This is a genomic window from Bradyrhizobium sp. LM2.9, from assembly GCF_054056555.1.
In genome coordinates this window covers 4,580,803-4,604,293 of the sequence record NZ_JBSRYJ010000002.1, presented here as the reverse complement: position 1 = coordinate 4,604,293, position 23,491 = coordinate 4,580,803, and the positions used below count along the sequence as shown (strand labels likewise).

Below are 23,491 nucleotides of genomic sequence, written 5' to 3'. Positions count from 1 at the left end.
TTTTTGTTGGCCCTGTGCTGGCGGACCTAGATATCCGCTTCGCCCTCGGGGCCGACCGAGGCGATGCGCACCATGTTGGTGGTGCCGGGGATGCCGAGCGGCACGCCGGCGACGATGAGCACGCGCTGGCCGGCGCGGACGAAGCCGTCCCGAAACGCGATCTGGCCGGCGCGGTTCACCATGTCGTCCTGGTCGCGCGCGTCTTCCGCCACCACGCAATGCACACCCCAGACGACGGCGAGCCGGCGTCCAGCGGAAATGTTCGGCGTGATCGCCACGATCGGCGGCTTCGGCCGCTCTCGTGCCACGCGCGAAGCAGTCGAGCCTGAGCTGGTCCAGCAGATCAGCGCCGGCAGGTCGAGCGTCTCGGCGATCTGCCGCGCGGCGTCCGCGATGGCATCGCCGGCGGTGGATTCCGGAGCGGGGCGCTGTGCGGTGATGACGGAGCGATAGATCGGGTCGCGCTCGACCTCCTCGCCGATGCGGTTCATGGTCGAGACGGCCTCGACCGGGAATTTGCCGGCCGCCGACTCCGCCGACAGCATGATGGCGTCCGCGCCTTCGTAGACGGCAGTGGCGACGTCGGAGACTTCAGCGCGGGTCGGCACCGGCGACTGGATCATTGATTCCAGCATCTGGGTCGCGATCACCACCGGCTTGCCGGCGCGCCGCGCCATGCGCGTCATCTGCTTCTGCAGGCCCGGCACGCGCTCCAGCGGCAGCTCGACACCGAGGTCGCCGCGCGCCACCATCAGCGCGTCGGAGGCGTCGATGATGTCGGCGAGGCGATCGATCGCCTGCGGCTTCTCGATCTTGGCCATCACCGCGGCGCGGCCGCGGATCATTTTCTTGGCCTCGATCACGTCGTCGGCGCGCTGCACGAAGGACAGCGCGATCCAGTCGACGCCGGTGACCAACGCCGCCTCGAGGTCGGCGCGGTCCTTCGGCGTCATCGCCGAGACCGGCAGGTCGGTGTCGGGCAGGCTGACGCCCTTGCGGTCGGACATCCGGCCGCCGACCACGACGCGGGTCACCGCGTGCTCCTTCGAGGTCTCCTCGGCGATCAGCCGCACCTTGCCGTCGTCGAGCAGCAGCGCATGGCCCGGCCGCAGCGCAGCCAGGATCTCCGGATGCGGAAGCTGGACGCGGGTGGCGTCGCCCGGCGTCTTGTCGGAATCCAGCGTGAAGGTCTGGCCGTTCTGGAGCTGGACCGCGCCTTCGGCGAAGGCGCCGAGCCGAAGCTTCGGCCCCTGGAGGTCGACCAGGATGCCGATCGGCCGGCCATAGCTGCTCTCGACGTTGCGGATCGTCGCCACCAGCTCCCGCATCTTGTCATGCGGGGTGTGGCTCATGTTGATGCGGAAAAGGTCGGCGCCGGCCTCGAACAGGCGGCGGATCATCGCGAGGTCCGAAGACGCGGGTCCCAGGGTCGCGAGTATCTTGATACGGCGAAGACGCCTCATGGCTTATTTCCAGACGGGGGCGAGAGAGCTGGCGGGAGGCCAGGCGCGGCGGGGGGCGTACCACCGGGCGGCCCATTGGGCAAACCCGGAACCCCCGGGCCGACCGGCCCGGGCAGGCCGGGCACACGCTGCTGTTTTGACGGCTGCTCGTTGGTGTCGGTGAGCTGCACCGTCCAGGCGCGCTGCTCGCCGGTATCGACCTCGAAATAGCCGGTCCGGTCATAGCCGCGCGCGAGGCAATCGTCGGTGCCGCGGATGGTGAATTCCTTGTCGCGCGAGCACATGAAGGCTTGGCCCGACCATTCGCCGCCGCGGTCATAGTCGATGGCGTAGATGTAATAGAAACGGGCGACCAGCGTTCCCCGCAGCAGGGTCTCGCAGGAGCGGGACGAGATGTTCCACCAGCCTTCGGTGGTCCAGCCCTCGGCATCCTTGTAGCCCAGCGCGATGCCGACCCGGCTCGACGTGTTGTTGCAGAGCCGGAAATCGGCGAAGGCCGGGCTGGCGCAGAGGCACAGCAGGGCAACCACCAGCACCGGGACCAACCGGGCGAGCAGGTGAAGGGGGGAGCGGGGAGATTCGGCGATCATTGTCGCGGAAGCTATATCAGATCATTGACGATTTGGCGTAGGGCCCCGGGAACGGCCCGAAGCCAGCTTGGCGCCCGTTTGCGCCGCGATATGGCAAAATCTGTGACAGGGCCCACCTGATCTCGTAAGGGTGACCCCATCCGGGTCAGAGCCAATTCGCAAGCCGAGGGGATCCAGCCATGGCAATCGACGACAAAACCAGAACGGAGCTCGAGGCCGCCGCTTTCCGGCGCCTGATCGATCATTTGAAGGCGCGGACGGACGTCCAGAACATCGACTTGATGAATCTCGCGGGCTTCTGCCGCAACTGCCTGTCCAACTGGCTCAAGGACGCCGCCGACGCCCAAGGCGTCGCCTTGAGCAAGGACGAGAGCCGGGAAGCCGTCTACGGCATGCCCTACGAGACCTGGAAGTCGAAATACCAGGGCGGGGCCACGCCCGAGCAACTCGAGGCCATGAAGAAGGTTCATCCCGGGCACTGAACGGCCGCGTCCTCAGCCGGGCCGACACGCCGCCCCTGAGTCGCATCACACAACAGCTTTCTTCGACGCGCCGCAGGAAGGTGTGGGCGCGCTGTGGACGAGCGCGATGCCGCCTTGAACGCGAGAGGTACGGACCCTAAGGGTCTAACCAGCACGCGCGGTGAGGATGCCGGCGTCACCTCGTTTTGCCAGTTCCATTTGGAGTACCAAGATGGCCACCACCGCCGCCGTCCGCGACGACGAACCCGCGACGAAATTTGCCAAGGACCAGCTCAAATCCATCATCGAGCGCATCGAGCGGCTGGAGGAAGAGAAGAAGGCGATCTCCGACGACATCCGCGACGTCTATGCCGAGAGCAAGGGCAATGGCTACGACGTCAAGGCACTGCGCGCCATCGTGCGGATGCGCAAGCAGGACCCGAACGAGCGCGCCGAGGCCGAGACGATCCTTGAGACCTACATGCAGGCGCTGGGGATGATCTGAGCCGATGAGGCCGCGGCGCCACCAGTAGGGGTACCTCGTCCCGCCCCAATTTGCAGCGCACCCAGCTTGGGCAAAATCCGCTCGTCTGCTAGAGTGCTCGACGAAGGGACCGAGCAATGGATGTGCCTGGACCTGAGCGCAGACTCGCAGCGGTCCTCGCGGCTGACATGGTCGGCTTTAGTCGGCTCATGGAGGTGGACGAGGCTGGTACGCTCGCACGCCTCAAGACCCACCGGATCGAGCTCATCGATCCAGCCATTGCCAAAAATCACGGCCGCATCATCAAAACGACGGGCGACGGCATGCTCGTCGAATTCCATAGCGTCGTCGACGCCGTGCTGTGCGCTGCTGAGATTCAGAGCCGGATGGGGCGACGCAATGCCGACGTCCCGCCGCCGCGATGGATGCAATTCCGCATCGGTATCAATCTGGGCGACGTGATCGTCGACCAGAACGACATTTTCGGCGACGGCGTCAACGTCGCGGCACGGTTGGAGGCACTGGCCGAGCCCGGAGGTATCTGCATCTCGAGCGCGGTGCGCGACCAGCTCGGCCTGCGCCTTGATGGTGTTGCATTCGAGGATATCGGCGAGCAGAACGTCAAGAACATCGTCCGTCCAATCCGCGTCTACCGGATTCGACTGGAGAGTCCGGCAAGCGCATCAGACGGCACGAAGGGCACTGCAAAGGCGACGGACAAGTCGAAGAAGCCGTCCATTGCCGTGCTGCCCTTCGCCAACATGAGTGGCGACCCGGAGCAGGAGTTCTTTGCGGATGGTCTGACCGAAGACATCATCACCGAGCTTTCACGCTTCCACGACCTGTTGGTGATCTCCCGCAACTCGACCTTCGTGTACAAGGGCAAGGCGGTCAAGGTGCAGGACGTCGGCCGCGAATTCGGCGTCGATTATGTCATCGAGGGCAGTGTGCGAAAGGCCGGAGGTCGCGTCCGCGTCACCGTGCAGCTGATCGATGCGGAAACCGACCGGCACATTTGGGCCGAACGCTACGACGGCGAGCTCATGGACATCTTCGCCATCCAGGACGAGATGACCCGGGCGATCGCCGCCACGTTGCCCGGCCGCGTCGAGGCGGCGACGCACGATCGGGCGAATCGCAAGCCCACGGACAACATGGCGGCTTATGAATGCGTGCTGGCCGCCAAGGTCTTACACCATCGCTCCAATCGTGAAGACAATGCGCGGGCGCAACTTCTGCTCGACCGGGCGCTCGAACTCGATGCAAACTATGCTCACGCACACGCGTGGAAGGCGTGCGTCCTGGGCCAGACTTGGGTCTATAGCTGGTGCGCGGATCGCGACGCCACATTCCAACAGGTGGCTTCAGAGCTGGAGACCGCGCTGGGCCTCGACGACAATGACAGCGACGTCCACCGCATCCTCGCGGCGCTCAATCTGAACCGCGACGACCATGACAGGGCCACCTACCATCAGGAGCGGGCGCTCGCGCTCAACCCGAACTACGATCTTGTGGTGGTGCAACAGGGCGAACTGCTGACCTGGCTGGGCCGGCCTGAAGAGGGCATCGACTGGATCAAGAAGGCGATGCGGCTCAACCCGTATCACCCGGAACGCTTCTGGAGCCATCTCGGGCGCGCCTATTATTGTGCCGAGAAATACGCCGAAGCCGCCGAGGCCTTCTCACGGATCACACGCCCCGATCACACCCATCACGCGTTCCTTGCGGGGATCTTCGCGCAAATGGGCAACGCGATTGCTGCTGGCGCGCACGCGGTCGAAGTTCTCAAGCGTGAACCGGCATTTTCGGTGGCCAATCATCTCTCTACCCAGCATTATAAGCGAGACGTTGATCGTCAGCGCTATCAGGCGGGCCTTCTCCGAGCAGGCCTGCCGGCTTGATCTGGGGCACAGCGGAGACCGATTGGTGATCCATCGAGGGTGAAACTGTGACTGCTCCGACGCTGCCGCGCGAGGTGAGCCGTGCCTTCGACGCCTTCCCGGCGCCGATCAGCAAGCGGCTGCTCCAGGTGCGTGCGCTGATCTTCGCGACCGCCGCGACGCAAGAGGAGGTCGGTCGGCTCAGCGAAACCCTCAAATGGGGGGAGCCTGCTTATCTGACCGACGAGACCGGCAGCGGCAGCACGATCCGGCTCGGGCGCATTAAAGAGTCCGAGCACGCCGCCATCTTGTTCAACTGCAAGACGACGCTGATCGATACGTTCCGCGAGCGCTTTGCCGATCAGTTCGAGTATCGGCAAACCAGGGCTTTGCTGTTGCCGGTGTCGGGCGCGCTGCTGAAGCGGCCGCTATCCGTCTGCCTGTCGCTGGCGTTGACGTATCATCTGGATCGCCGGGCCAGGAAAGCCAGATAGAAACCGCGGACTTGTAGTCCGGATGGACTCAACGGTCGGCGCGAAGCGGCGCCCGATGACAAGCTCCGCGAAATCCGGGATCTCGCAGCGAGCGTTGCATTCCCGGATTGCGCTGGGGGCAACGCGGTTGCTGCTGGCACGCAGCCTCAATCCGCAGGATTGTCGGTCTCCGTCTCAATTGCCGCGCCTGCGTTGGGAGTCTCGTCGGGCCTGCGCCCGCTTGTTGGCCTGCGAGAGGTGGGAGTTTCTTGATCCGGTGACGGCTTGGGATGGACCGCATGCCGTCATGCGAAGTTGGAGTTGTCTGCGGTCGAGAAAACTGACGTGCCCGACGGAGTGCCAACGCCCGTCTCGCCGCTTCCCCGAGTTCCCGTCGTGCTTCAAACTTTCGGATGCGCCTCAGCTCGTTCTTAACGCGCTTAGTGGCAGCAGCGAAAACCGATTGGCGCCGATTTGCGTGCTCTGTCGTTCCGGAGAAACTCTTGCCGCGGGGGTCGGCCGTTCCCTTTGTTTCGCGGCGTCGATGCCGCGACAATGTACGCTCCCTGTCACGCAGATCCCGAAGGCGGGCGCGAAGGCCCTCAAGTCCTTCGCGCTCCATCTCTCCAACCATTGGATGGTGCGTATTCAATATGACTTCGCGCTCGTCGGGGTTCAGAAGGCTGAGCTCAGACCTGCATGGAACTGACATCGCACGCTCCTACTTCGCTGTAGCGACATTTCCTCGAGACCTGCAGCAAGCTCGTACTCAATAGTCGCCGCCGGGCTCATGGCAGCCGCTGCCTTCGTATTTTGGATCCGAGCTCGTGTATAGAATCCGCGTCACGCGGCCACTTCGGAAACGCGGGAAACACCGGCACAAGGCAAGCGCGAAGGCCACAATGCGCGTTTGGAATGCGCAGCGATACCGGGTGATTACCCGTTGGAAGTGGAGGAATCCTCCTTAGTGCAGATGTGCACCAAGATTTTGAAAATCCGAACTGTGTGAGGGGAAAGATCTCAGCGCAGCGAGGCGGTGCGGACCACGAATGATGTCGTCTCGAGTTTCGCGGTCGCACTGCCCGTAAAGCTGTCGCAGGACAGGCCTTGCATCGGATCGTCGGCAAAACCCATGGCGATCACGGCCTGCGGCTTGACGAAGTAGGCGCGCATTGCGGCCATGTCGAGCTCGCCCATCAGCGTGACCGACATCGCACGGCTGGCGCTCGGCGACAGCATCACGATCTTGAGCCAGATGCTTTCGCCCTTGGCGGCGGAGAGCCGGGTCGCGGTCGCGACCATGCCATCGATGCGCTTGCCGACAACCGTGTTGATCTCGGTCGCGGGCGCTAGGTTGCGCGCCGCGGAGGCGGGACGGGCGGAGCGCGGGATCGGTGCGGAGGCGGCGACGACGTTGGCGCGGTCGACCGGCGCCGCGGACGCCGGCGCATAGGCCAGCGCCTGATAGGCGGCGTTGGAGACGCTCGCGGTCGGCTGCGGATCGGTGGCAGCGGCAAGTGCCTGGCGGGCTTTCAGCGCAGCCACTTGGGCCGGCGTTGCCTGTTGCGGCGTGGCCGGGGCGTCCCAGAAGCCGCGGGCGTTGATGATGTCGGCCGGGGTCTCGAGCTTTGCGTCGGCAGATTTGCCGGTGGCCGGCTTTTCAACCACGGGCGCGGGCTTCGGCTTGGGCGGCGCCAGGAGCTGCGCATCGGCCGAAGCGAGCTGGAACGTCGCTGCGATCGACGGCTTGGCGCGCGGCGTCGGCACCGGATCGGCCGGCTTGACTGCGGAGGCGACCACGGTCGGCGCGGCGGGCTTCGCGGCCGGGGCGGGCGCGCCCTCGTCATCCTCGTCGCTGCTCGTGGCGGCCGGGGCCGGCTTGCCCTTGAACAATGCGACAAAGAAATTCGGCTTGCTGCCGGCGTCGTCGCCGCTTCCGCGGCGCTCGATGTCGGCCTTGGCGAGCTCATAACCCTTCAGCGGCGTGCCGTCGGTCGGGACATGGACGGTGCGGCCGTCCGGGAAGACGCGGGCGAGCTGGTCATGCGTCATGCGCGGCCAGTGCCGGATGCTGCCGGTGTCCAGATGCACGAAGGGCGAACCGGAGGTCGGATAGAAGCCGACGCCGCCGCGCTGAAGGCGCAGGCCGGCAAAGCGGATTTGCTCCAGCGGCACGCCCGGAATGTGGAAGTCCATCGCATGTCCCAGCATGTGCTGGCTGAAGCGCGCCACCCCGGAGGAGCGGCGGCGGAGCATGGCGTTGGTGGCGGGCGAGCGGTAGGAGGAGATGATCTGGATCGGCTGCTTGGCATCGACGTCGCGATACACTTCCCAGAGGATGTCGAAGAGGTGACGGTCCATGACCGTCTCGTCCTGGGTGCGCCAGTCGCGCAGGAAGTGGTTGAGCTGCTTCAGCGCCGCTTCGTCGTAACGCCCGTCGCGCTTGAAGGTGACGGTAAGGTCTTCGCCGGAATGGGTGTGGTGGAAGGAGAGCGTCTTGGTCTCGTTCAGCGCGGCCGCATTGTGAACTGAACCTGCGGCAGCAAGCAGCAATACGGCAGCGAGGCCGATCCGAGAGCCGGCCTTCACTCCCGCATGGGACAACGACAGCGCAGCGAATTGGCGTGCGATACCAGTCAGCACGTTAGAGCCCACCCAGTCGACCAGCGTTCAAAATGGACTCTCCCGCTAACCCCGTTAGCACGCGAAAGAGGGTGAACGCTTTCTTAAAGCGAGAAGGTTAACTTGAGGTTGACCTTCCTGCCCCCAAACCAAGTCAGACTACAATCCTAACCGGGTGAGTGTGGCAAAAAAACGCCCGCTGCCTGAGGTCGGGTGGAGAATGGTTAACGTTAAGCGACCCCATCCAGAGAATGAGGTCGCTGATTTTGTTGCAGAATTTCAGGAGTTAGGCCCCAGTCTGGGCCGGTCTCAGCGGGTGAATACCCGCTGCTGCTGCGGTCGGCGACCGACCGGAGCCGGCGGCGGAGTCGGAGCTCCGAACAGCCGCTCGAAGAAATTCAGGCCGGACGAGCCGCCATTGTTGGCTGCCAACACGCCGTTCGGCAGCGTCGTTGCCGGGCGTGAATAGCTCGGCTGGGAATGCGCGACGACGTTCTCGAGATCCTTGCCGCGGCCGTTCTTCAGGATGTTGATCATGGTCGCGTCGCGGCCATAGACGTCCTTGCGGAATTGCAGCTTGCCGCCATCGTCCACGAATGCGGTCTGGTAGGTGATGTTGACCGGGATCGGGGTCGGGAATTTCAAGTCGACTTCGCCCTTGCCGTACATGCTGCGCACGCGCTCCGGCGTGTACTTCTCGTTCGGCAGCGCGATGTTGAGCAGGATGGAGGCGTACTGATCCGGGTTCTGCACGCGCATGCAGCCATGGCTGAAGGCACGCTCGTCCCTGGCGAACAGGTTCTTGTCCGGCGTGTCGTGCTGATAGACCAGGAACTTGTTCGGGAAGTTGAAGCGGATGCGGCCGAGCGCGTTGGCTTCACCCGGCGGCTGCGAGATGTGCACCGAGCCGTCGCGGTTCTGTTCGAGCTTGAGGCCCATGCGCTGGAGCACGGTCGGGTCCTGCTGAAGCGCCGGCAAATATTCGTTGTAGACGATCGACGGCGGCACGTTCCAGGTCGGATTGACCGTGATGTACTTCATCGTCTCGGTGAGCAGCGGGGTCGCATGCGTGCCCGGCTTGCCGGTGACGACGCGGGTGGTCCAGACCTGCTGGCCGCGCTGCATCACCTTCAGCGTGTAGTCGGGGATGTTGAGGATGACATAGGCGTCGCCCAGCGCGGGAACGCCGAGGTCGCGCGGCAGCCAGCGCCAGCGCTCCATATTCACCAGCACCACGTCGATCTGCTTGTCGCGCTTCGGCGTGTTGATCGCCTTGACCGTCTTGTCATCGAGGATGCCGGTCGCCTTGATCTCGGCATCGTTCTGGAATTTGCGCACGGCTTCGGCGACCGCAGCGTCATAACGCGTGTCGCTGGCGTTCTCGGCGAGGCCGAGCTTGGCGCGCAGCTGCGGCACGCGCGGATCTTCAACGACGATTTCAGCCCGCTTCTTGCCGGCCGGGGTGTACTTCAGCGCCGGACCGTCGGCGATCTCGATCACCGGGCCGTTGCCCTGGCCGCGGAGCTCCGCGAGCTTCGCCTTCAGCTCCTTGTAGAGCTTCTGCGGCGGGTTATAGCTGTCGAGGGCCGCGGAGGCATCGGTCGCGGTCGTGACCTTGGCGAGCACGTCGCTCGGATCGGTCGGGTGCTCCGGATAGAGGATGTCGCCGCTGACCTGCGACCAGTGCATGCGGCCGCTCTGGGCCTGGCGCGCATAGTCGAACATGCTGGCGGTGAGCTTGAGCTCGGCATCGGCGAGTGCATCGGGCGTCGTGGCGGCGGCAAAATCCGGCAGCTGGTAATCGGCGGGATTGAGACCGTCGGACGCCGCATCCTTCAGCCGTGCGATCACGCCCTTGGCTGCAGGGGTCGGGCTGCCGCCCTGGGTCCAGACCGGCGCGAAGTCGCGTGCACCGTAAAACTTCTCGATCGCCGCGCGCTCGTTCTTGCGGTCGAAATGGCGCGAGGTCTTGGCGCCGATGATGTCTTTGAGCTTGTCGGCGACCGGCTGATCGGCGGCGGGAACGTTGCTCGCGGCCTTCACCGGCTCTGAGGCCGGGGTTGCTGCGACGGCAGGTGCAGAGGGAGCGGTCGGCGTTGTGGTTGCGGTGTCGGCCTTGGCGGGTTCAGTCTTCGCGGGTTCAGACGTCGCGGGTTCAGACTTGGCCGTCTCGCTCTTCGGCGCCTCTGTCGGGGGCGTGGTGGCGACATCGGAAGGCTTGCTCTCAACCTTATCGGGGGCCGGTGCAGCTTCGGCCTTCACGGCCTCCTTGGCCGGTTCCTGAATAGCGGCGGTGGTGTCGAGCTTGATGTCGGATGCGGTCGGGGGCGGGACGTTTGCGGGTTCGGGGCGCGGGATCGCAGCTTCGATCGCAAGCTCGGCAGCGCTGCTGCGCGCCTGATCCTGCGCCAAGGCTGAGCTGGCCGATACCGTGAGGAAGGTCGCAGCGACCGTCATCAAGACACGGTCAAAGCCTGCACGGTGGTTCAAACAGTCACGCATTGTGTCGCACCCCTCGGGTGAACTGTCCCTCGTGGAACAGCTTTGTTATCGCCTAATGAGCTTCGGCTAAACCGCGCCGGCCTCTCGAAAGTTGCACGCCTGCACGCAACGATTCTTACGCAGACGATATACAGGCCCCGATTTCGCAGCCAGCGCTACCCGGGACAACTCACGACAAACTGACTTCAAGGAAGCCTTTTGGCAACGGATTGTGCGCTTCTGCCACGCGCTTTTCCCTGTGTCTGTCACTTCCAAGTCACGGTTCACCGTGCAGTCGAATTCCATCGTCATGCGAACGGCTTACAGTCGTCTCGCTCCGCCCGCACGAACCCCCGTTCGCGTCAGGCTCAGTGCGTCTCCTCACCGCTTTTGCCGCCATGGCCGGGAACCCCGGCTTCGTCGAGTTTGCGGTAGAGGGTGGACCGGCCGATTTTGAGGCGGCGGGCGACCTCGGACATCTGTCCGCGGTAATGGGAGATCGCGAAGCGGATGATCTCGTTCTCGATGTCCTCCAGCGGTCGGACCTCGCCGGTCGCGGTCAGCATGGAGAGGGCACCCACCAGGGGCAGCGGCGCGATCGGTATTTCATTACCTGACACGACGGAGGGGGCCGCCATTGGCTCCAGCATCAGCGGCGCGGTCGGAATGTCGGTTCCCGGATGCGGCTGCGAGCCGAGCAGGGGGAAGTCGTCAAGGCCAAGCTGGTCGCCCTCGCTCATCACCACGGCGCGGTAGACCGCGTTTTCGAGCTGGCGGATGTTGCCGGGCCAATCGAGCTGGGCGAGGTGCGCAACGGCCTCGCCGCTGATGCCGGTGATGGAGCGGTTTTCCTCGGCGGCAAAGCGCGCCAGGAAATGTCTGAGCAGATGCGGGATGTCCTCGCGCCGGGAGCGCAGCGAGGGGATCGTTAGCGGCAGGACGTGAAGGCGATAGAACAAATCTTCCCGGAAGTGTCCCTGCTTGACCCGCTCGAGCAGCCTGCGGTTGGTCGCCGAGATGATGCGGACGTCGACCTTCACGGGCTTGCGGCCGCCGACCGCCTCGACCGCGCCTTCCTGGAGCGCGCGGAGCAGCTTGACCTGCGCGGTCAGCGGCAGCTCGCTGACCTCGTCCAGAAACAGCGTGCCGCCGTGGGCTTCGACGAACTTGCCGGTGTGGCGTTCGGTGGCGCCGGTGAAGGCACCCTTCTCGTGACCGAACAGGATGGACTCAACGAGGTTGTCGGGGATCGCCCCGCAATTGACTGCGACGAACGGTTTTGCCTTGCGCTCGCCGCTGCCATGGATGGCGCGCGCGAACATCTCCTTGCCGACGCCGGACTCGCCTTCGATCAGCACGGGGATCGAGGAGTTTGTTGCTTTCTGCGCTGCGCGCATCACGTCCGCCATCGCCTCGGCGCGGGTGATGATGTCGGAGAAGGTCAGCCGGCCCTCGCGGCTGTGACGGATGCGCTGCAATTCGCCCTTGAGCGCGGACGAATTGAGCGCGTTGCGAAGAGAGACCTGGAGCCGTTCCAGGCCGACCGGCTTGACCACGAAATCAGCCGCGCCCGCGCGCATTGCCGAGATCACATTGTCGATGCCGCCATGGGCGGTCTGCACGATGACGGGGATGCTGAGGCCCGCTTCGCGGATTTTCGCCAGCACGCCCATGCCGTCGAGGCCGGGCATCACGAGATCGAGGATGACGCCGTCGATAACGGGCGCATCGGGGGCGGTGAGGACGGCGATCGCGGCGTCGCCGGAATCCACGACGATCGTCTCATAGCCGCATTTCTGCACCATGTTTTCGACCAGCCGGCGGGCTACAGCGTCGTCATCGGCGATCAAAATACTGGCAGCCATGGTGTTCCCCGCACGCTACTACTATCTGTCTCGAATCGGGGCACTCTGGCCGAAGCCGATTAACGCACTCTTAAACCTTGATGCCCCCGCCCGCTGTCGCGATTGTTGAACACAGGTTTCCCACACAATGAATTCGCGCTCCAAGTTTGCAGTTAAGAAGTCCGCCGCTAGCAAGCCCGCTCTCCGCAAGCCGAACACCAGGAAATCCGCAGCCAAGGTCAAGTCCTCCAAGCCGTCGCTTGCCAAGCCGTCGCTTGCCAAGCCCTCGCTCGCCAAGTCTTCACCCGCCAAGCCTGCGAGCAAGACCGGCAAGCTTCCGGAGTGGAACCTCGCCGATCTCTATACCGGGATCGATGCGCCGGAAGTGGCGCGCGATCTCGCAAAGATGGATGCCGATTGCGTCGCGTTCGAGACGGACTACAAGGGCAAGCTCGCAACAGGAACAGCAAAGGAAGATGGCGGAAAATGGCTCACTGAAGCCGTGCGACGCTATGAGGCGATCGACGACCTCGCCGGCCGTCTCGGCTCCTACGCCGGTCTCGTTCATGCAGGCGACAGCGTGGACCCTGCGATTTCAAAGTTTTACGGCGACGTTTCCGAGCGGCTGACGGCTGCATCGACGCATTTGCTGTTCTTCGCGCTCGAGCTCAATCGTGTCGATGACGATATATTGAACCGCGCGATGCAGGCCGCCGAGCTCGCGCACTACCGTCCCTGGATCGAGGATCTGCGCAAGGAGAAGCCGTACCAGCTCGACGACAAGCTCGAGCAGCTCTTTCTGGAGAAGTCGCAGACCGGCTATTCCGCCTTCAACCGGCTGTTCGACCAGACCATCTCGGGCCTGCGTTTCAAGGTCGGGACCAAGGAGCTCGCAATCGAGCCGACGCTCAATCTGCTGCAGGACCGCGACGGCGCCAAGCGCAAGACCGCGGCCGAGGCGCTCGCAAAGACCTTCAAGGCCAATGAGCGCATCTTTGCGCTGATCACCAACACGCTGGCCAAGGACAAGGACATCTCCGACAGCTGGCGCGGCTTCAAGGACGTCGCGGATTCCCGCCATTTGAACAACCGCGTCGAACGCGAGGTGGTGGATGCGCTGGTCGCCTCGGTGCGCGCGGCCTATCCAAAATTGTCGCATCGCTATTACGCGCTGAAGGCACGCTGGTTCGGCAAGGAGCGCCTGGCTTCCTGGGACCGCAATGCGCCGCTGCCTTTCGCGGCGACCGGCGTCATCGGCTGGCCCGACGCGCGGAACATGGTGCTGACGGCCTATCGTGGCTTCTCGCCTGAAATGGCTGATATCGCCGAGCGCTTCTTCACCGATCGCTGGATCGACGCGCCGGTACGCCCGGGCAAGGCACCGGGCGCGTTCTCGCATCCGACCACGCCATCGGCGCACCCTTACGTACTGATGAACTACCAGGGCAAGCCGCGCGACGTGATGACGCTCGCCCATGAGCTCGGCCACGGCGTGCATCAGGTGCTGGCGGCCAGGAACGGCGCGCTGATGGCGCCGACGCCGCTGACGCTGGCGGAGACCGCAAGCGTGTTCGGCGAGATGCTGACCTTCCGGCGGCTGCTGGCGCAGACCAAGAACCCAAAGCAGCGCCAGGCGCTGCTCGCCGGCAAGGTCGAGGACATGATCAACACCGTGGTGCGGCAGATCGCGTTCTATTCGTTCGAACGCGCGGTCCACACCGAGCGCAAGAACGGCGAGCTCACCGCGACGCGGCTCGGCGAGATCTGGCTGTCGGTGCAAGGGGAGAGCCTGGGGCCGGCAATCGAGATCAAGGCGGGCTACGAGAACTACTGGATGTACATCCCGCACTTCATCCATTCGCCGTTCTACGTCTACGCCTACGCGTTCGGCGATTGCCTCGTGAACTCGCTCTACGCCGTCTACGAGAACGCGGCCGAGGGCTTTGCCGAGCGCTATCTCGACATGCTCGCCGCCGGCGGCACCAAGCATTATTCCGAGCTGCTACGGCCGTTCGGGCTCGATGCCAAGGACCCGAAGTTCTGGGACGGCGGCCTCTCGGTCATCGCCGGCATGATCGACGAGCTGGAAGCAATGGGCTGAGGCGTAAGGAGCCTCTAGGGTCGATGTAAAACATTTGTTGAACCGCGACCCGTACTGCGTTATACAATTGTATAACACAGTACGGTGGGACGACCATGAAGATCGAGATCAAGAAGATCGGTAATTCAGATGGACTGCTGCTTCCGCGCGAGCTGATGCAGCGACTTGACCTCAAGCGCGGACAGCAACTGCACATCGTGGAATTGCCGGGCGGTGGTTTCCAACTGCTGCCCTATGATCCCGATTTCGGGCGGACGATGGAAATCGCCGACGACCTCATGGACAAGTACCGGGACACCCTTGCCGCACTAGCAAAGTAGGCGGGTTCTCAAATGAGCGAGCCCGAAGAGCCGCTCTGGATCACCTACGAGCAGGCTGTCGCAATTCACGGCCGGCAACTCCGCCGCTTCGGCGGCGCGCCGGGATTGCGCGATGAAGGTATGCTGCGATCGGCACTCGATCGGCCGATCAACAAGTGGCGCTACGAACAGGCGTCGCTCGATGAACTCGCTGCGGCCTATGCATTCGGTCTCGCGAAAAATCACGCATTTGTCGACGGAAACAAGCGCATCGCGTTCCTGGCGATGATGGTCTTTCTTCACAAGAACGGAGTGACCTTCAGTCCCGATCCCGCGGAAGCGACAACCATCATCCTTGCGCTCGCCGCCGGTGAAGTCAGCGAGCAGAGCCTCGTCCGCTGGATCCGCGATAATCTGGATTCCAAATGACCTGATTTGCCGCAAAACCGCGCCTGCCTGCCGTTGCCCTGCCCGAAAGTTTGCGGTATCCCAGCGATGAAATTCGACTTTCGACTGGGGACAATTGATGGCTGATCATAGCGAAGTGGCGTACAGCACCGCCGACGGCAACGACTACGTTGCCCACGAGCAGACCTACGAGGGCTTCATCAAGCTGGTGAAGTACGGCACGATCTCGGTCGCGCTCATCGTGATCCTGATGGCGATCTTCCTGACCTGACTATCGCCGGCTGCATCCGCCAGCGCCGGCGGCTGCTCATAAAATTTGCACACAATCCGGTTCCAAAACCGGTATCCAACGTTGCGGGAGTAACGCTAAGTTCGCGTGCGCGCTTTTCCCGCGTCGCCGGAGGGCCTATGAAGATCGCCGTTGCCAAGGAAATCGATCCGTCGGAGCCGCGCGTTGCCGCTTCGCCGGATACGGTGAAGAAGTTCAAGGCGTTGGGCGCCGAGATCGCTGTTGAGCCGGGCGCCGGCCTCAAGTCGGGCCTGCCGGATTCCGAATTCACCGCCGTGGGGGCCATCGTCAGCGCCGACGCGCTGAAGGACGCCGACATCATCATCAAGGTGAAGCGCCCTGAAGCCTCCGAGTTGGCGCAGTACAAGCGCGGCGCGCTCGTCATCGCCATCATGGACCCCTACGGCAATGAGGCCGCGCTGAAGACGATCGCCGATGCCGGCGTCTCTGCCTTCGCGATGGAATTGATGCCGCGCATCACGCGCGCGCAGGTAATGGACGTGTTGTCCTCGCAGGCTAATCTTGCCGGCTACCGTGCCGTGATCGAGGGCGCCGAAGCCTTCGGCCGCGCCTTCCCGATGATGATGACCGCGGCCGGCACCGTGCCTGCCGCCAAGGTGTTCGTGATGGGCGTCGGCGTCGCCGGCCTCCAGGCGATCGCGACCGCGCGCCGGCTCGGCGCCATCGTCACCGCGACCGACGTGCGGCCGGCGACCAAGGAGCAGGTGGAATCGCTCGGCGCGAAATTCCTCGCCGTCGAGGACGAGGAGTTCAAGAACGCGCAGACCGCCGGCGGCTACGCCAAGGAAATGTCGAAAGAGTACCAGGCCAAGCAGGCCGCGCTGACCGCCGAGCACATCAAGAAGCAGGACATCGTGATCACGACGGCACTGATTCCGGGCCGGCCGGCGCCGAAGCTGGTCTCGGCCGAGATGGTCAAGTCGATGAAGCCGGGTTCGGTGCTGGTCGATCTCGCCGTCGAGCGCGGCGGCAATGTCGAGGGTGCGAGGCCGGGCGAAGTCGCCGACGTCGATGGCATCAAGATCGTCGGCTACACCAACGTCGCCGGCCGCGTCGCGGCGTCGGCCTCCAGCCTCTACGCGCGCAATTTGTTCAATTTCATCGAAACGATGTTCGACAAGACCAACAAGGCGCTGGCCGTGAATTGGGACGACGAACTCGTGAAGGCGACCGCGCTGACCAGGGACGGCGCCGTGATTCATCCGAATTTCCAGCCGAAAGCGTAAGGAGAGCCGCCATGGAGCATGTTGCACAGGTCGTTGACCCCTTCGTCTTCCGGCTGTCGATTTTCGTTCTCGCCGTCTTCGTCGGCTATTTCGTGGTGTGGTCGGTGACCCCGGCGCTGCATACGCCGCTGATGAGCGTGACCAACGCGATCTCCTCGGTGATCGTGGTCGGTGCGCTGCTGGCGGTCGGCGTCGGCATGATCTCGAGCGGCTCGGGCTGGGCGCGCGGCTTCGGTTTCGTCGCGCTCATCTTTGCCTGCGTGAACATCTTTGGCGGCTTCCTTGTCACCCAGCGCATGCTGGGGATGTACAAGAAGAAGTCGAAGTAAGCGGCCACCTCGGGCTGAAGGGATCAATGGGGACCTGAGATGAACGCCAATCTCTCTGCATTCTTGTATCTCGTGGCGGGGGTGCTGTTCATCCTGTCGCTGCGCGGGCTGTCGAGCCCGGCGTCGTCGCGCCAGGGCAATCTGTTCGGCATGATCGGCATGGGGATCGCGGTCGCAACCACGCTCGCCAGCCATCCGCCGGCGGACGGCGTCGCCTGGATCCTCGTGATATCAGGTATCGCCATTGGCGGCGCGATCGGCGCGGTGATCGCCCGCCGCGTGCCGATGACCTCGATGCCGGAACTGGTCGCCGCCTTCCACTCTCTGGTCGGCATGGCCGCGGTGCTCGTCGCTGCCGGCGCATTCTACGCGCCCGAAGCCTTCGACATCGGCGCGCCCGGCAACATCCATCCACAGAGCCTGGTCGAGATGTCGCTCGGCGTCGCCATCGGCGCGCTGACCTTCACCGGTTCGGTGATCGCGTTCCTGAAGCTGTCCGCGCGGATGAGCGGTGCGCCGATCATCCTGCCGTTCCGCCACATCATCAACATCGCGCTCGCGATCGCGCTCGTCGTCTTCGTCGTCGGCCTGGTGATGTCGGGCAGCGCGCTCGACTTCTGGCTGATCGTCATTATCGCGCTGGCGCTCGGTGTGCTCATGATCATCCCGATCGGCGGCGCCGACATGCCGGTCGTGATCTCGATGCTGAACTCCTACTCCGGCTGGGCGGCTGCCGGCATCGGCTTCACTCTCGGCAATTCCGCACTGATCATCACCGGCGCGCTGGTCGGATCGTCGGGCGCGATCCTGTCCTACATCATGTGCCACGCGATGAACCGGTCCTTCATCTCGGTCATCCTCGGCGGCTTCGGCGGCGAGACCGCTGCGGCCGGCGGTGGCGGCGGCGGCGAGCAGAAGCCGGTCAAGCTCGGCTCGGCCGACGACGCGGCCTTCATCATGAAGAACGCTCAGAAGGTCATCATCGTGCCCGGCTACGGCATGGCGGTGGCGCAGGCCCAGCATGCGCTGCGCGAAATGGGCGACATCCTGAAGAAGGAAGGCGTCGAGGTGAAATACGCCATTCACCCGGTCGCCGGCCGTATGCCCGGCCACATGAACGTGCTGCTTGCCGAAGCCAACGTGCCCTATGACGAGGTGTTCGAGCTCGAGGACATCAACTCCGAGTTCGCGCAGGCCGACATCGCCTTCGTGATCGGCGCCAACGACGTTACCAATCCGGCCGCCGAAGACGACAAGACCTCGCCAATCTACGGCATGCCGGTGCTCCAGGTCTGGAAGGCCGGCACCGTGATGTTCATCAAGCGCTCGCTCGCTTCGGGCTATGCCGGCATCGACAATCCGCTGTTCTACCGCGACAACACCATGATGCTGCTCGGCGACGCCAAGAAGGTCACCGAAAGCATCGTCAAGTCGATGTAGCGCGGAAGGAAATGGGCCGTGGCCAAAGCGACGCGCGGGCAGCGCGTCGCTTGGCAGGCCGCTCACAAGGCGACGTTGCGGTTGCCGCGACGTTCCGGCGAGCCTCCAGCCCGATGTCATGAAATTGCTGCGGAGCTGTCGCAAGTCCTGAACGGGGACGGGGCCGCGTCATCATGACCATCGTCAAGTGGATCGCCATCCTGTTCGCGGCCGTTTATCTCGGCTGTGTCCTCGTGCTGTATGTCAGGCAGCGCGAGATGCTGTTTCCGATCCCGCCCGTCGGTCGCACCGCGCCGGATGCCGCAGGCTTGCCCGAGGCTGAAGAGCACGTCCTGACCACCTCCGATGGCGAGAAGGTCATCGTCTGGCACGTGCCGGCGAGGCCCGGCCGCCCCGTGATCCTGTATTTCCCGGGCAACGGCGATTATCTCGCCGGTCGCGTCAGCCGCTTCAAGGCCATGACGGCCGACGGCACCGGTCTCGTCGCGCTGTCCTATCGCGGCTATGCCGGCTCGAGCGGTGCGCCGAGCGAGGAGGGCCTGCTGCAGGATGCAGCGGCCGCCTACGCCTTCACCACTGCACGCTATGCGGCGGAACGAATCGTCGGCTGGGGCTTTTCGCTCGGGACCGGCGTGGCGGTCGCGATCGCCTCGCAGCATCGGGTTGGAAAACTCATCCTGGAAGCTCCCTATACGTCGACGGTCGACATTGCTGCTTCATCATTCTGGTTCGTTCCGGTGCGCCTGCTGATGCGAGATCCATTTCATTCCGATGAGCGCATCCCGCGCGTCACTGTGCCGCTATTGGTGATGCATGGCACCAATGACCTTGCCATTTCGATCGTGTTCGGAGAGCGTCTGTTCGCGCTCGCGCATGAACCGAAGCAGTTCGTTCGCTTTGCGGGCGGCGGACACGATAATCTCGATGCTTTCGGTGCGATCGAAACGGCGAGGCGCTTCATTGCTTCCTAGACGGCTTGTTGTTCGGTGCGGGAGCGGGTTCATCGCCGCGATCCTGGTCGTGTTGTTGCCGCAGCACGCATGGGCGGCGACCGGGCTCGACGGCGCGGCGATGCGCTGGCCCTATGCGCTGCCCTTTTGCGGCCTCCTGCTGTCGATCGCGCTCGGCCCGCTGCTGTTTGCACGGTTTTGGCACCATCATTACGGCAAGATCGCCGCGGCCTGGTCGCTGCTGGCACTCGCCTCGCTCGTCATCTTGGCCGGGAGCATGGCGGCGCTGGCGGCACTCGTCCACGCCATGCTCGCCGAATATCTCGGTTTCATCGTGCTGCTGTTCTCGCTCTATGTCGTGGCCGGGGGCGTTCTCGTCACGGGCGATATCAAGGCGACGCCGGCGGCGAATGCCGGCATCCTCGCGCTCGGCACGCTGATGGCGAGACGTCGTCGGCACCACGGGGGCAGCCATGATCCTGATCCGGCCTTTGATCCGCGCCAACCGGCCGCGGCGCCACAACGTCCATGTCGTCATCTTTTTCATCATCCTGGTTGCCAATGTCGGCGGCGCGCTGAGCCCGCTCGGCGATCCCCCGCTGTTCGTCGGCTTCCTGCATGGCGTCGACTTCTTCTGGACCACGCGGACCATTTGGCTACAGACGGCGATCGTTGCCGGACTGCTGCTCGCGATCTTCGTTGCCATCGACGTCTGGCGCTTCCGCAGCGAACCCTTGCCCGGCGACGCCGGCGCCGCGAAGCCGGTCCGCATCCGCGGTCTCGTCAACCTGGTGCTGATCGCAGCCATCGTCGCGAGCCTGCTGGCCTCGGCAATGTGGAAGCCCGGCATTGCCTTCGACATTCTCGGAACCAGGCTGGAGCTGGAAGACATCGCCCGCAACGCGGCGCTGCTGGCGATAGCGGCCCTGTCGGTGTGGTTGACGCCGGAACGAGCACAGGCAAGCCAACGGCTTCACTTGGGAGCCGATTCGCGAAGTCGCAAAACTGTTCGCCGGCATTTTTGTCGCGATCATCCCGGTCATCGCCATGCTCAATGCCGGCCATCACGGTGCCTTCGCCTGGCTGTTGTCGGCCGTGACGGCGCCGGACGGCACGCCGCGCGAGGTTGCCTATTTCTGGTTCACCGGCCTGATGTCGGCGTTCCTCGATAATGCGCCGACCTATCTGTTGTTCTTTGAACTCGCCGGCGGCGAGCCGCAGGTGCTGATGCATGAGCTGTCGGGCACGCTTGCGTCCATCTCCATGGGCGCGGTCTACATGGGCGCGCTCACCTATATCGGCAATGCGCCGAACTTCATGGTGAGCAGCATCGCCAGCGAGAACGGCATCGCGATGCCGAGCTTCTTCGGTTATTTCGTGCGTGCCAGCGCGGTGCTGATCCCGCTGTTCCTGCTGCTGACGCTGCTGCCGCTCGCGCCGATCCTGCACTTGCTTTGAATCTGCCGACCGATTTGCCACTGCTCGCCCAAGGTGCGATGAATATCGTCGCACCCTGGGCTTTTCGTTTGAGCATGATCCTTTCGGAAAGCCGCGATACATTTTTCCGGATCGTGCGCGAAGCAGTTGGAGCCGATAGATGAGCGCGCATAGTCCGATGCCCCGGTCGGCCTGGATCTTTCCGGCCCTGGCTGTGCTGTTGTTTGCAGCCGTCAGCGCGACGGGCTATGTGTTCACGCTGTCGTTTGGCGGGCTCTTCTTCGCCATCGTGCTCCTCGTCATCCTGTTCGGCACCGTCTTTGCCGCGGTTCATCATGCCGAAGTGATCGCCGAACGGGTCGGCGAACCCTATGGCACGCTGGTGCTGACTCTCTCGGTGACCATCATCGAGGTGGCGCTGATCACCACGATCATGCTGGGCGACAAGCCTGCCCCCGAACTGGCGCGCGACACCGTGTTCGCCGTGGTGATGATCGTCTGCAACGGCCTTGGTCGGGCTCTGCATCTTCATCGGCGGCCTGCGCTATCGCGAGCAGGGCTTTCAGCTCTCCGGCGCCAACGTCTATCTCAGCGTGCTGTTCGCGCTCGCGACCATCACCCTGATCATGCCGAACTACACGACCACCACGCCGGGCCCGGTCTATTCGGCGATTCAACTCGGCTTCGTCGACGTGGTTACGCTCGCGCTGTATGGGGTGTTTCTCTACACCCAGACCGTGCTGCACAAGGATTACTTCGTTCACGAACGGGGGGATGGCAGGAGCGGCGAGGCGCATCTGTCGGGCCGGACTTTGGTGCTCAGCGTCGTGCTGCTGCTGATTGCGCTGCTGGCGGTCGTGCTGCTGTCCAAGAAATTCTCGCTGGTGGTCGACGCCGTTGCGGCCAGGATCGGTGCGCCGCCTGCCTTTGCCGGACTTCTGGTCGCGCTTTTGATCCTGCTGCCGGAAGGCGTCGCGGCCGTCTCGGCGGCGCGCAAGAACGACCTTCAGAAGAGCATCAACCTCGCGCTGGGCTCGTCGCTGGCCACCATCGGGCTGACCTTCCCGGCCGTCGGTGTCGCTACCTATGCGCTCGACAAGGAACTCAAGCTCGGTCTCAGCGCCCAGGGCAGCGTCCTTTTGCTCCTGACCTTCTTCCTGAGTATGCTGACCTTCGGTACGGGCAGGACCAATGTTCTGTTCGGGCTGGTCCATATGGTGGTATTTGCCGTCTACGTGTTCATGGTTTTCGTGCCCTGAACCAGTTTTCGGGATCATGCCCCAGGAGAGTTCCGATGCTTGCCGCCAAGTCCGAGGTTCAGGTCGACAATGAGCAGGTTCGGGTGACGGAGTGGCGGCTCGCTCCAAACAGCGCCACCGGGCATCACACCCACGGCATGGACTACGTCATTGTTCCCGTCGTCGCGGGGGAAATGACCATCGTGGCGCCCAATGGCGAGCGGTCCAAGGCGCAGCTTGCGGCTGGAAAATCCTACTTTCGCAAGGCGGGCGTCCAACACGACGTGCTTAACGAAACCGCAACCGAGATCGTGTTCCTTGAGATCGAGCTGAAGCCGTAAGTCCGGCGTACTTCTTTGCCATTGATCCGTCGCAGTTGATCCCTCACTATGCCTCAAAGTTCCCGCATCAGATCGCGCGGGGAGTGGCCGGAATGCTGAAATACGTCGCTAAAATCTCGATGGACATCTTCCCCTCGGTGCTCGCAACGATCATCGGGGCATACATCGTTAATCACTACATCAACGCCAAGCCGGCGGCGGATGCCCCTGCGGCCGTGATGGCGCCTGCCGAGGCCGGCAAGAACGGCAAGCCCGCCGATGTGGCCAACCTCCCGGCGCACGGCGTCAAAGCCAAGGGCATCTCCGAGAAGAGCGTGACGGACAAGCCGGCGGCCGAGAAGACTGCCGAGCAGCCGGGCGCTGAGCCCAAGACGACTGAGAAGACCACTGAGAAGGCGACTGCGGACGTAGCGCCGGCCGAGCCCGCCCCGCGCGGTAAGACGTCCGCGCGCGAGAAGGCGGTCGCCAAGTCCAACCCGGCTGTCACGGCACCCGCTCCCTCCGCCCCGGTGGTGGAGGCCAATTCGGCGCCGGCTGCTGCCGCTCCGGCTGCAACCGCCGATGCCAACGATCTTGTGCGCGCTGCGATCGAGCGCCTGCGCAAGTCGCCTGAGGGCAAAGCGATTGAGGCCAAGTCCTTCGAGACCAAGCCTTCCGAAACTAAATCTTCCGAGACCAAGTCTTCCGAGACCAAGTCTTCCGAAACCAAGTCGGTCGAGAGGACCCAGGAGCCTGCCGTGCGGGAAGCCGCCCGCACCCCGGAAGCCCCGCGTATTATCCCCATGGACCCGTCGATGGTACGGCCGTTGCCGCCCCCGATCACGGTCTCGACGACGCCCGCACCCGAGGCCTATGGCAATGGTGGCTCGTCGCAGGCGAGCCCGCCCTACACGGCCTCGGTCGGCAACGAGAACCCAAATCGGTTGACGCCGCCGGCTGATATTCCGGTCCCGATGATCGCGCCCCCGCTCGACCTGCGCGCCGATGCCGGCGCGTCCATGCCGCGGCCGAAGACCAATGTCGCCGACGACATGCTGTCGGGCGTCAAGTCCATGTTCCATTCCGTTCTACCGAAGAGCGACACCCCGGATTAAGACGGGGCCTGCGCTGCGCC

At 64.0% G+C, this 23,491-nt stretch carries 19 protein-coding genes and 2 pseudogenes; 16 read left to right on the top strand and 5 right to left on the bottom strand.

Translation table 11 applies throughout. The features are described 5' to 3' along the window. Nucleotides 1-26: 26 nt before the first annotated feature. Both pyk and ACVWW3_RS24030 read right to left on the bottom strand, forming a co-directional pair. On the bottom strand, nucleotides 27-1,463 hold the full coding sequence (gene pyk, locus ACVWW3_RS24035; protein ID WP_456648443.1) for a pyruvate kinase: 1,437 nt from the start codon (nucleotides 1,461-1,463) through the stop codon (nucleotides 27-29). Continuing rightward, entirely contained in the window at nucleotides 1,460-2,053 is a 594-nt protein-coding gene (locus ACVWW3_RS24030) for a DUF1036 domain-containing protein (protein ID WP_354106118.1), read from the bottom strand. Before ACVWW3_RS24030 ends, pyk begins: the two co-directional genes overlap by 4 nt. Before the next feature lie 179 nt (nucleotides 2,054-2,232). Here ACVWW3_RS24030 and ACVWW3_RS24025 point away from each other — a divergent pair, with 179 nt between their 5' ends. From ACVWW3_RS24025 to ACVWW3_RS24010, 4 genes are all read left to right on the top strand, one after another. Further along, nucleotides 2,233-2,535, top strand: coding sequence for a DUF1244 domain-containing protein (locus tag ACVWW3_RS24025; RefSeq protein ID WP_456648444.1), 303 nt, complete (start codon nucleotides 2,233-2,235; stop codon nucleotides 2,533-2,535). Nucleotides 2,536-2,746: 211 nt separating this feature from the next. Then, entirely contained in the window at nucleotides 2,747-3,019 is a 273-nt protein-coding gene (locus ACVWW3_RS24020) for a DUF2312 domain-containing protein (RefSeq protein WP_247343070.1), read from the top strand. Nucleotides 3,020-3,135: 116 nt separating this feature from the next. Then, complete coding sequence (locus tag ACVWW3_RS24015; RefSeq protein WP_247343074.1) at nucleotides 3,136-4,899, top strand: adenylate/guanylate cyclase domain-containing protein; 1,764 nt, start codon at nucleotides 3,136-3,138, stop codon at nucleotides 4,897-4,899. 47 nt (nucleotides 4,900-4,946) lie between these two features. After that, a complete protein-coding gene (locus ACVWW3_RS24010) occupies nucleotides 4,947-5,372 on the top strand; it encodes a DUF1801 domain-containing protein (protein WP_456648445.1) in 426 nt (141 codons plus the stop codon). 999 nt (nucleotides 5,373-6,371) lie between these two features. Here the strand turns inward: ACVWW3_RS24010 and ACVWW3_RS24005 are convergent. The 3 genes from ACVWW3_RS24005 to ACVWW3_RS23995 form a co-directional block, all read right to left on the bottom strand. Continuing rightward, nucleotides 6,372-7,994, bottom strand: a complete 1,623-nt coding sequence (locus ACVWW3_RS24005; RefSeq protein WP_354044929.1) for a DUF882 domain-containing protein — start codon at nucleotides 7,992-7,994, stop codon at nucleotides 6,372-6,374. Nucleotides 7,995-8,282: 288 nt separating this feature from the next. Beyond that, complete coding sequence (locus ACVWW3_RS24000) at nucleotides 8,283-10,475, bottom strand: L,D-transpeptidase scaffold domain-containing protein (protein WP_456648446.1); 2,193 nt, start codon at nucleotides 10,473-10,475, stop codon at nucleotides 8,283-8,285. 347 nt (nucleotides 10,476-10,822) lie between these two features. Continuing rightward, entirely contained in the window at nucleotides 10,823-12,319 is a 1,497-nt protein-coding gene (locus ACVWW3_RS23995) for a sigma-54-dependent transcriptional regulator (protein ID WP_456648447.1), read from the bottom strand. A gap of 127 nt (nucleotides 12,320-12,446) precedes the next feature. Between ACVWW3_RS23995 and ACVWW3_RS23990 the strand changes: the two genes are divergently transcribed. From ACVWW3_RS23990 to ACVWW3_RS23935, 12 genes and pseudogenes are all read left to right on the top strand, one after another. Next, nucleotides 12,447-14,399 (top strand): M3 family oligoendopeptidase, encoded by a 1,953-nt coding sequence (locus ACVWW3_RS23990; RefSeq protein WP_456648448.1) that lies wholly within the window; start codon nucleotides 12,447-12,449, stop codon nucleotides 14,397-14,399. Between the two features lie 95 nt (nucleotides 14,400-14,494). Next, on the top strand, nucleotides 14,495-14,719 hold the full coding sequence (locus ACVWW3_RS23985; RefSeq protein ID WP_247343091.1) for an AbrB/MazE/SpoVT family DNA-binding domain-containing protein: 225 nt from the start codon (nucleotides 14,495-14,497) through the stop codon (nucleotides 14,717-14,719). Between the two features lie 12 nt (nucleotides 14,720-14,731). Continuing rightward, on the top strand, nucleotides 14,732-15,127 hold the full coding sequence (locus ACVWW3_RS23980) for a type II toxin-antitoxin system death-on-curing family toxin (protein ID WP_456648449.1): 396 nt from the start codon (nucleotides 14,732-14,734) through the stop codon (nucleotides 15,125-15,127). 97 nt (nucleotides 15,128-15,224) lie between these two features. Next, nucleotides 15,225-15,377, top strand: a complete 153-nt coding sequence (locus tag ACVWW3_RS23975; RefSeq protein ID WP_247343096.1) for an aa3-type cytochrome c oxidase subunit IV — start codon at nucleotides 15,225-15,227, stop codon at nucleotides 15,375-15,377. 137 nt (nucleotides 15,378-15,514) lie between these two features. Beyond that, entirely contained in the window at nucleotides 15,515-16,642 is a 1,128-nt protein-coding gene (locus ACVWW3_RS23970) for a Re/Si-specific NAD(P)(+) transhydrogenase subunit alpha (RefSeq protein ID WP_456648450.1), read from the top strand. 11 nt (nucleotides 16,643-16,653) lie between these two features. Beyond that, complete coding sequence (locus tag ACVWW3_RS23965) at nucleotides 16,654-16,971, top strand: proton-translocating transhydrogenase family protein (protein WP_247447502.1); 318 nt, start codon at nucleotides 16,654-16,656, stop codon at nucleotides 16,969-16,971. 39 nt (nucleotides 16,972-17,010) lie between these two features. Beyond that, complete coding sequence (locus tag ACVWW3_RS23960) at nucleotides 17,011-18,411, top strand: NAD(P)(+) transhydrogenase (Re/Si-specific) subunit beta (protein WP_456648451.1); 1,401 nt, start codon at nucleotides 17,011-17,013, stop codon at nucleotides 18,409-18,411. A 173-nt stretch (nucleotides 18,412-18,584) separates the two neighbouring features. Continuing rightward, nucleotides 18,585-19,382, top strand: coding sequence for an alpha/beta hydrolase (locus ACVWW3_RS23955; protein ID WP_247343110.1), 798 nt, complete (start codon nucleotides 18,585-18,587; stop codon nucleotides 19,380-19,382). Continuing rightward, nucleotides 19,336-20,819, top strand: a pseudogene (locus tag ACVWW3_RS23950) (sodium:proton antiporter). The gene ACVWW3_RS23955 and the pseudogene ACVWW3_RS23950 overlap by 47 nt, the downstream one beginning before the upstream one ends. Before the next feature lie 139 nt (nucleotides 20,820-20,958). Beyond that, nucleotides 20,959-22,057 (top strand): annotated as a pseudogene (locus tag ACVWW3_RS23945) (calcium:proton antiporter). A gap of 35 nt (nucleotides 22,058-22,092) precedes the next feature. Beyond that, nucleotides 22,093-22,377 carry a cupin domain-containing protein gene (locus ACVWW3_RS23940; RefSeq protein WP_247447506.1) on the top strand — a complete coding sequence of 95 codons (285 nt, stop codon included), beginning with the start codon at nucleotides 22,093-22,095 and terminating at the stop codon, nucleotides 22,375-22,377. Nucleotides 22,378-22,469: 92 nt separating this feature from the next. Further along, nucleotides 22,470-23,471, top strand: coding sequence for a hypothetical protein (locus ACVWW3_RS23935; protein ID WP_456648453.1), 1,002 nt, complete (start codon nucleotides 22,470-22,472; stop codon nucleotides 23,469-23,471). Nucleotides 23,472-23,491 lie beyond the last annotated feature (20 nt).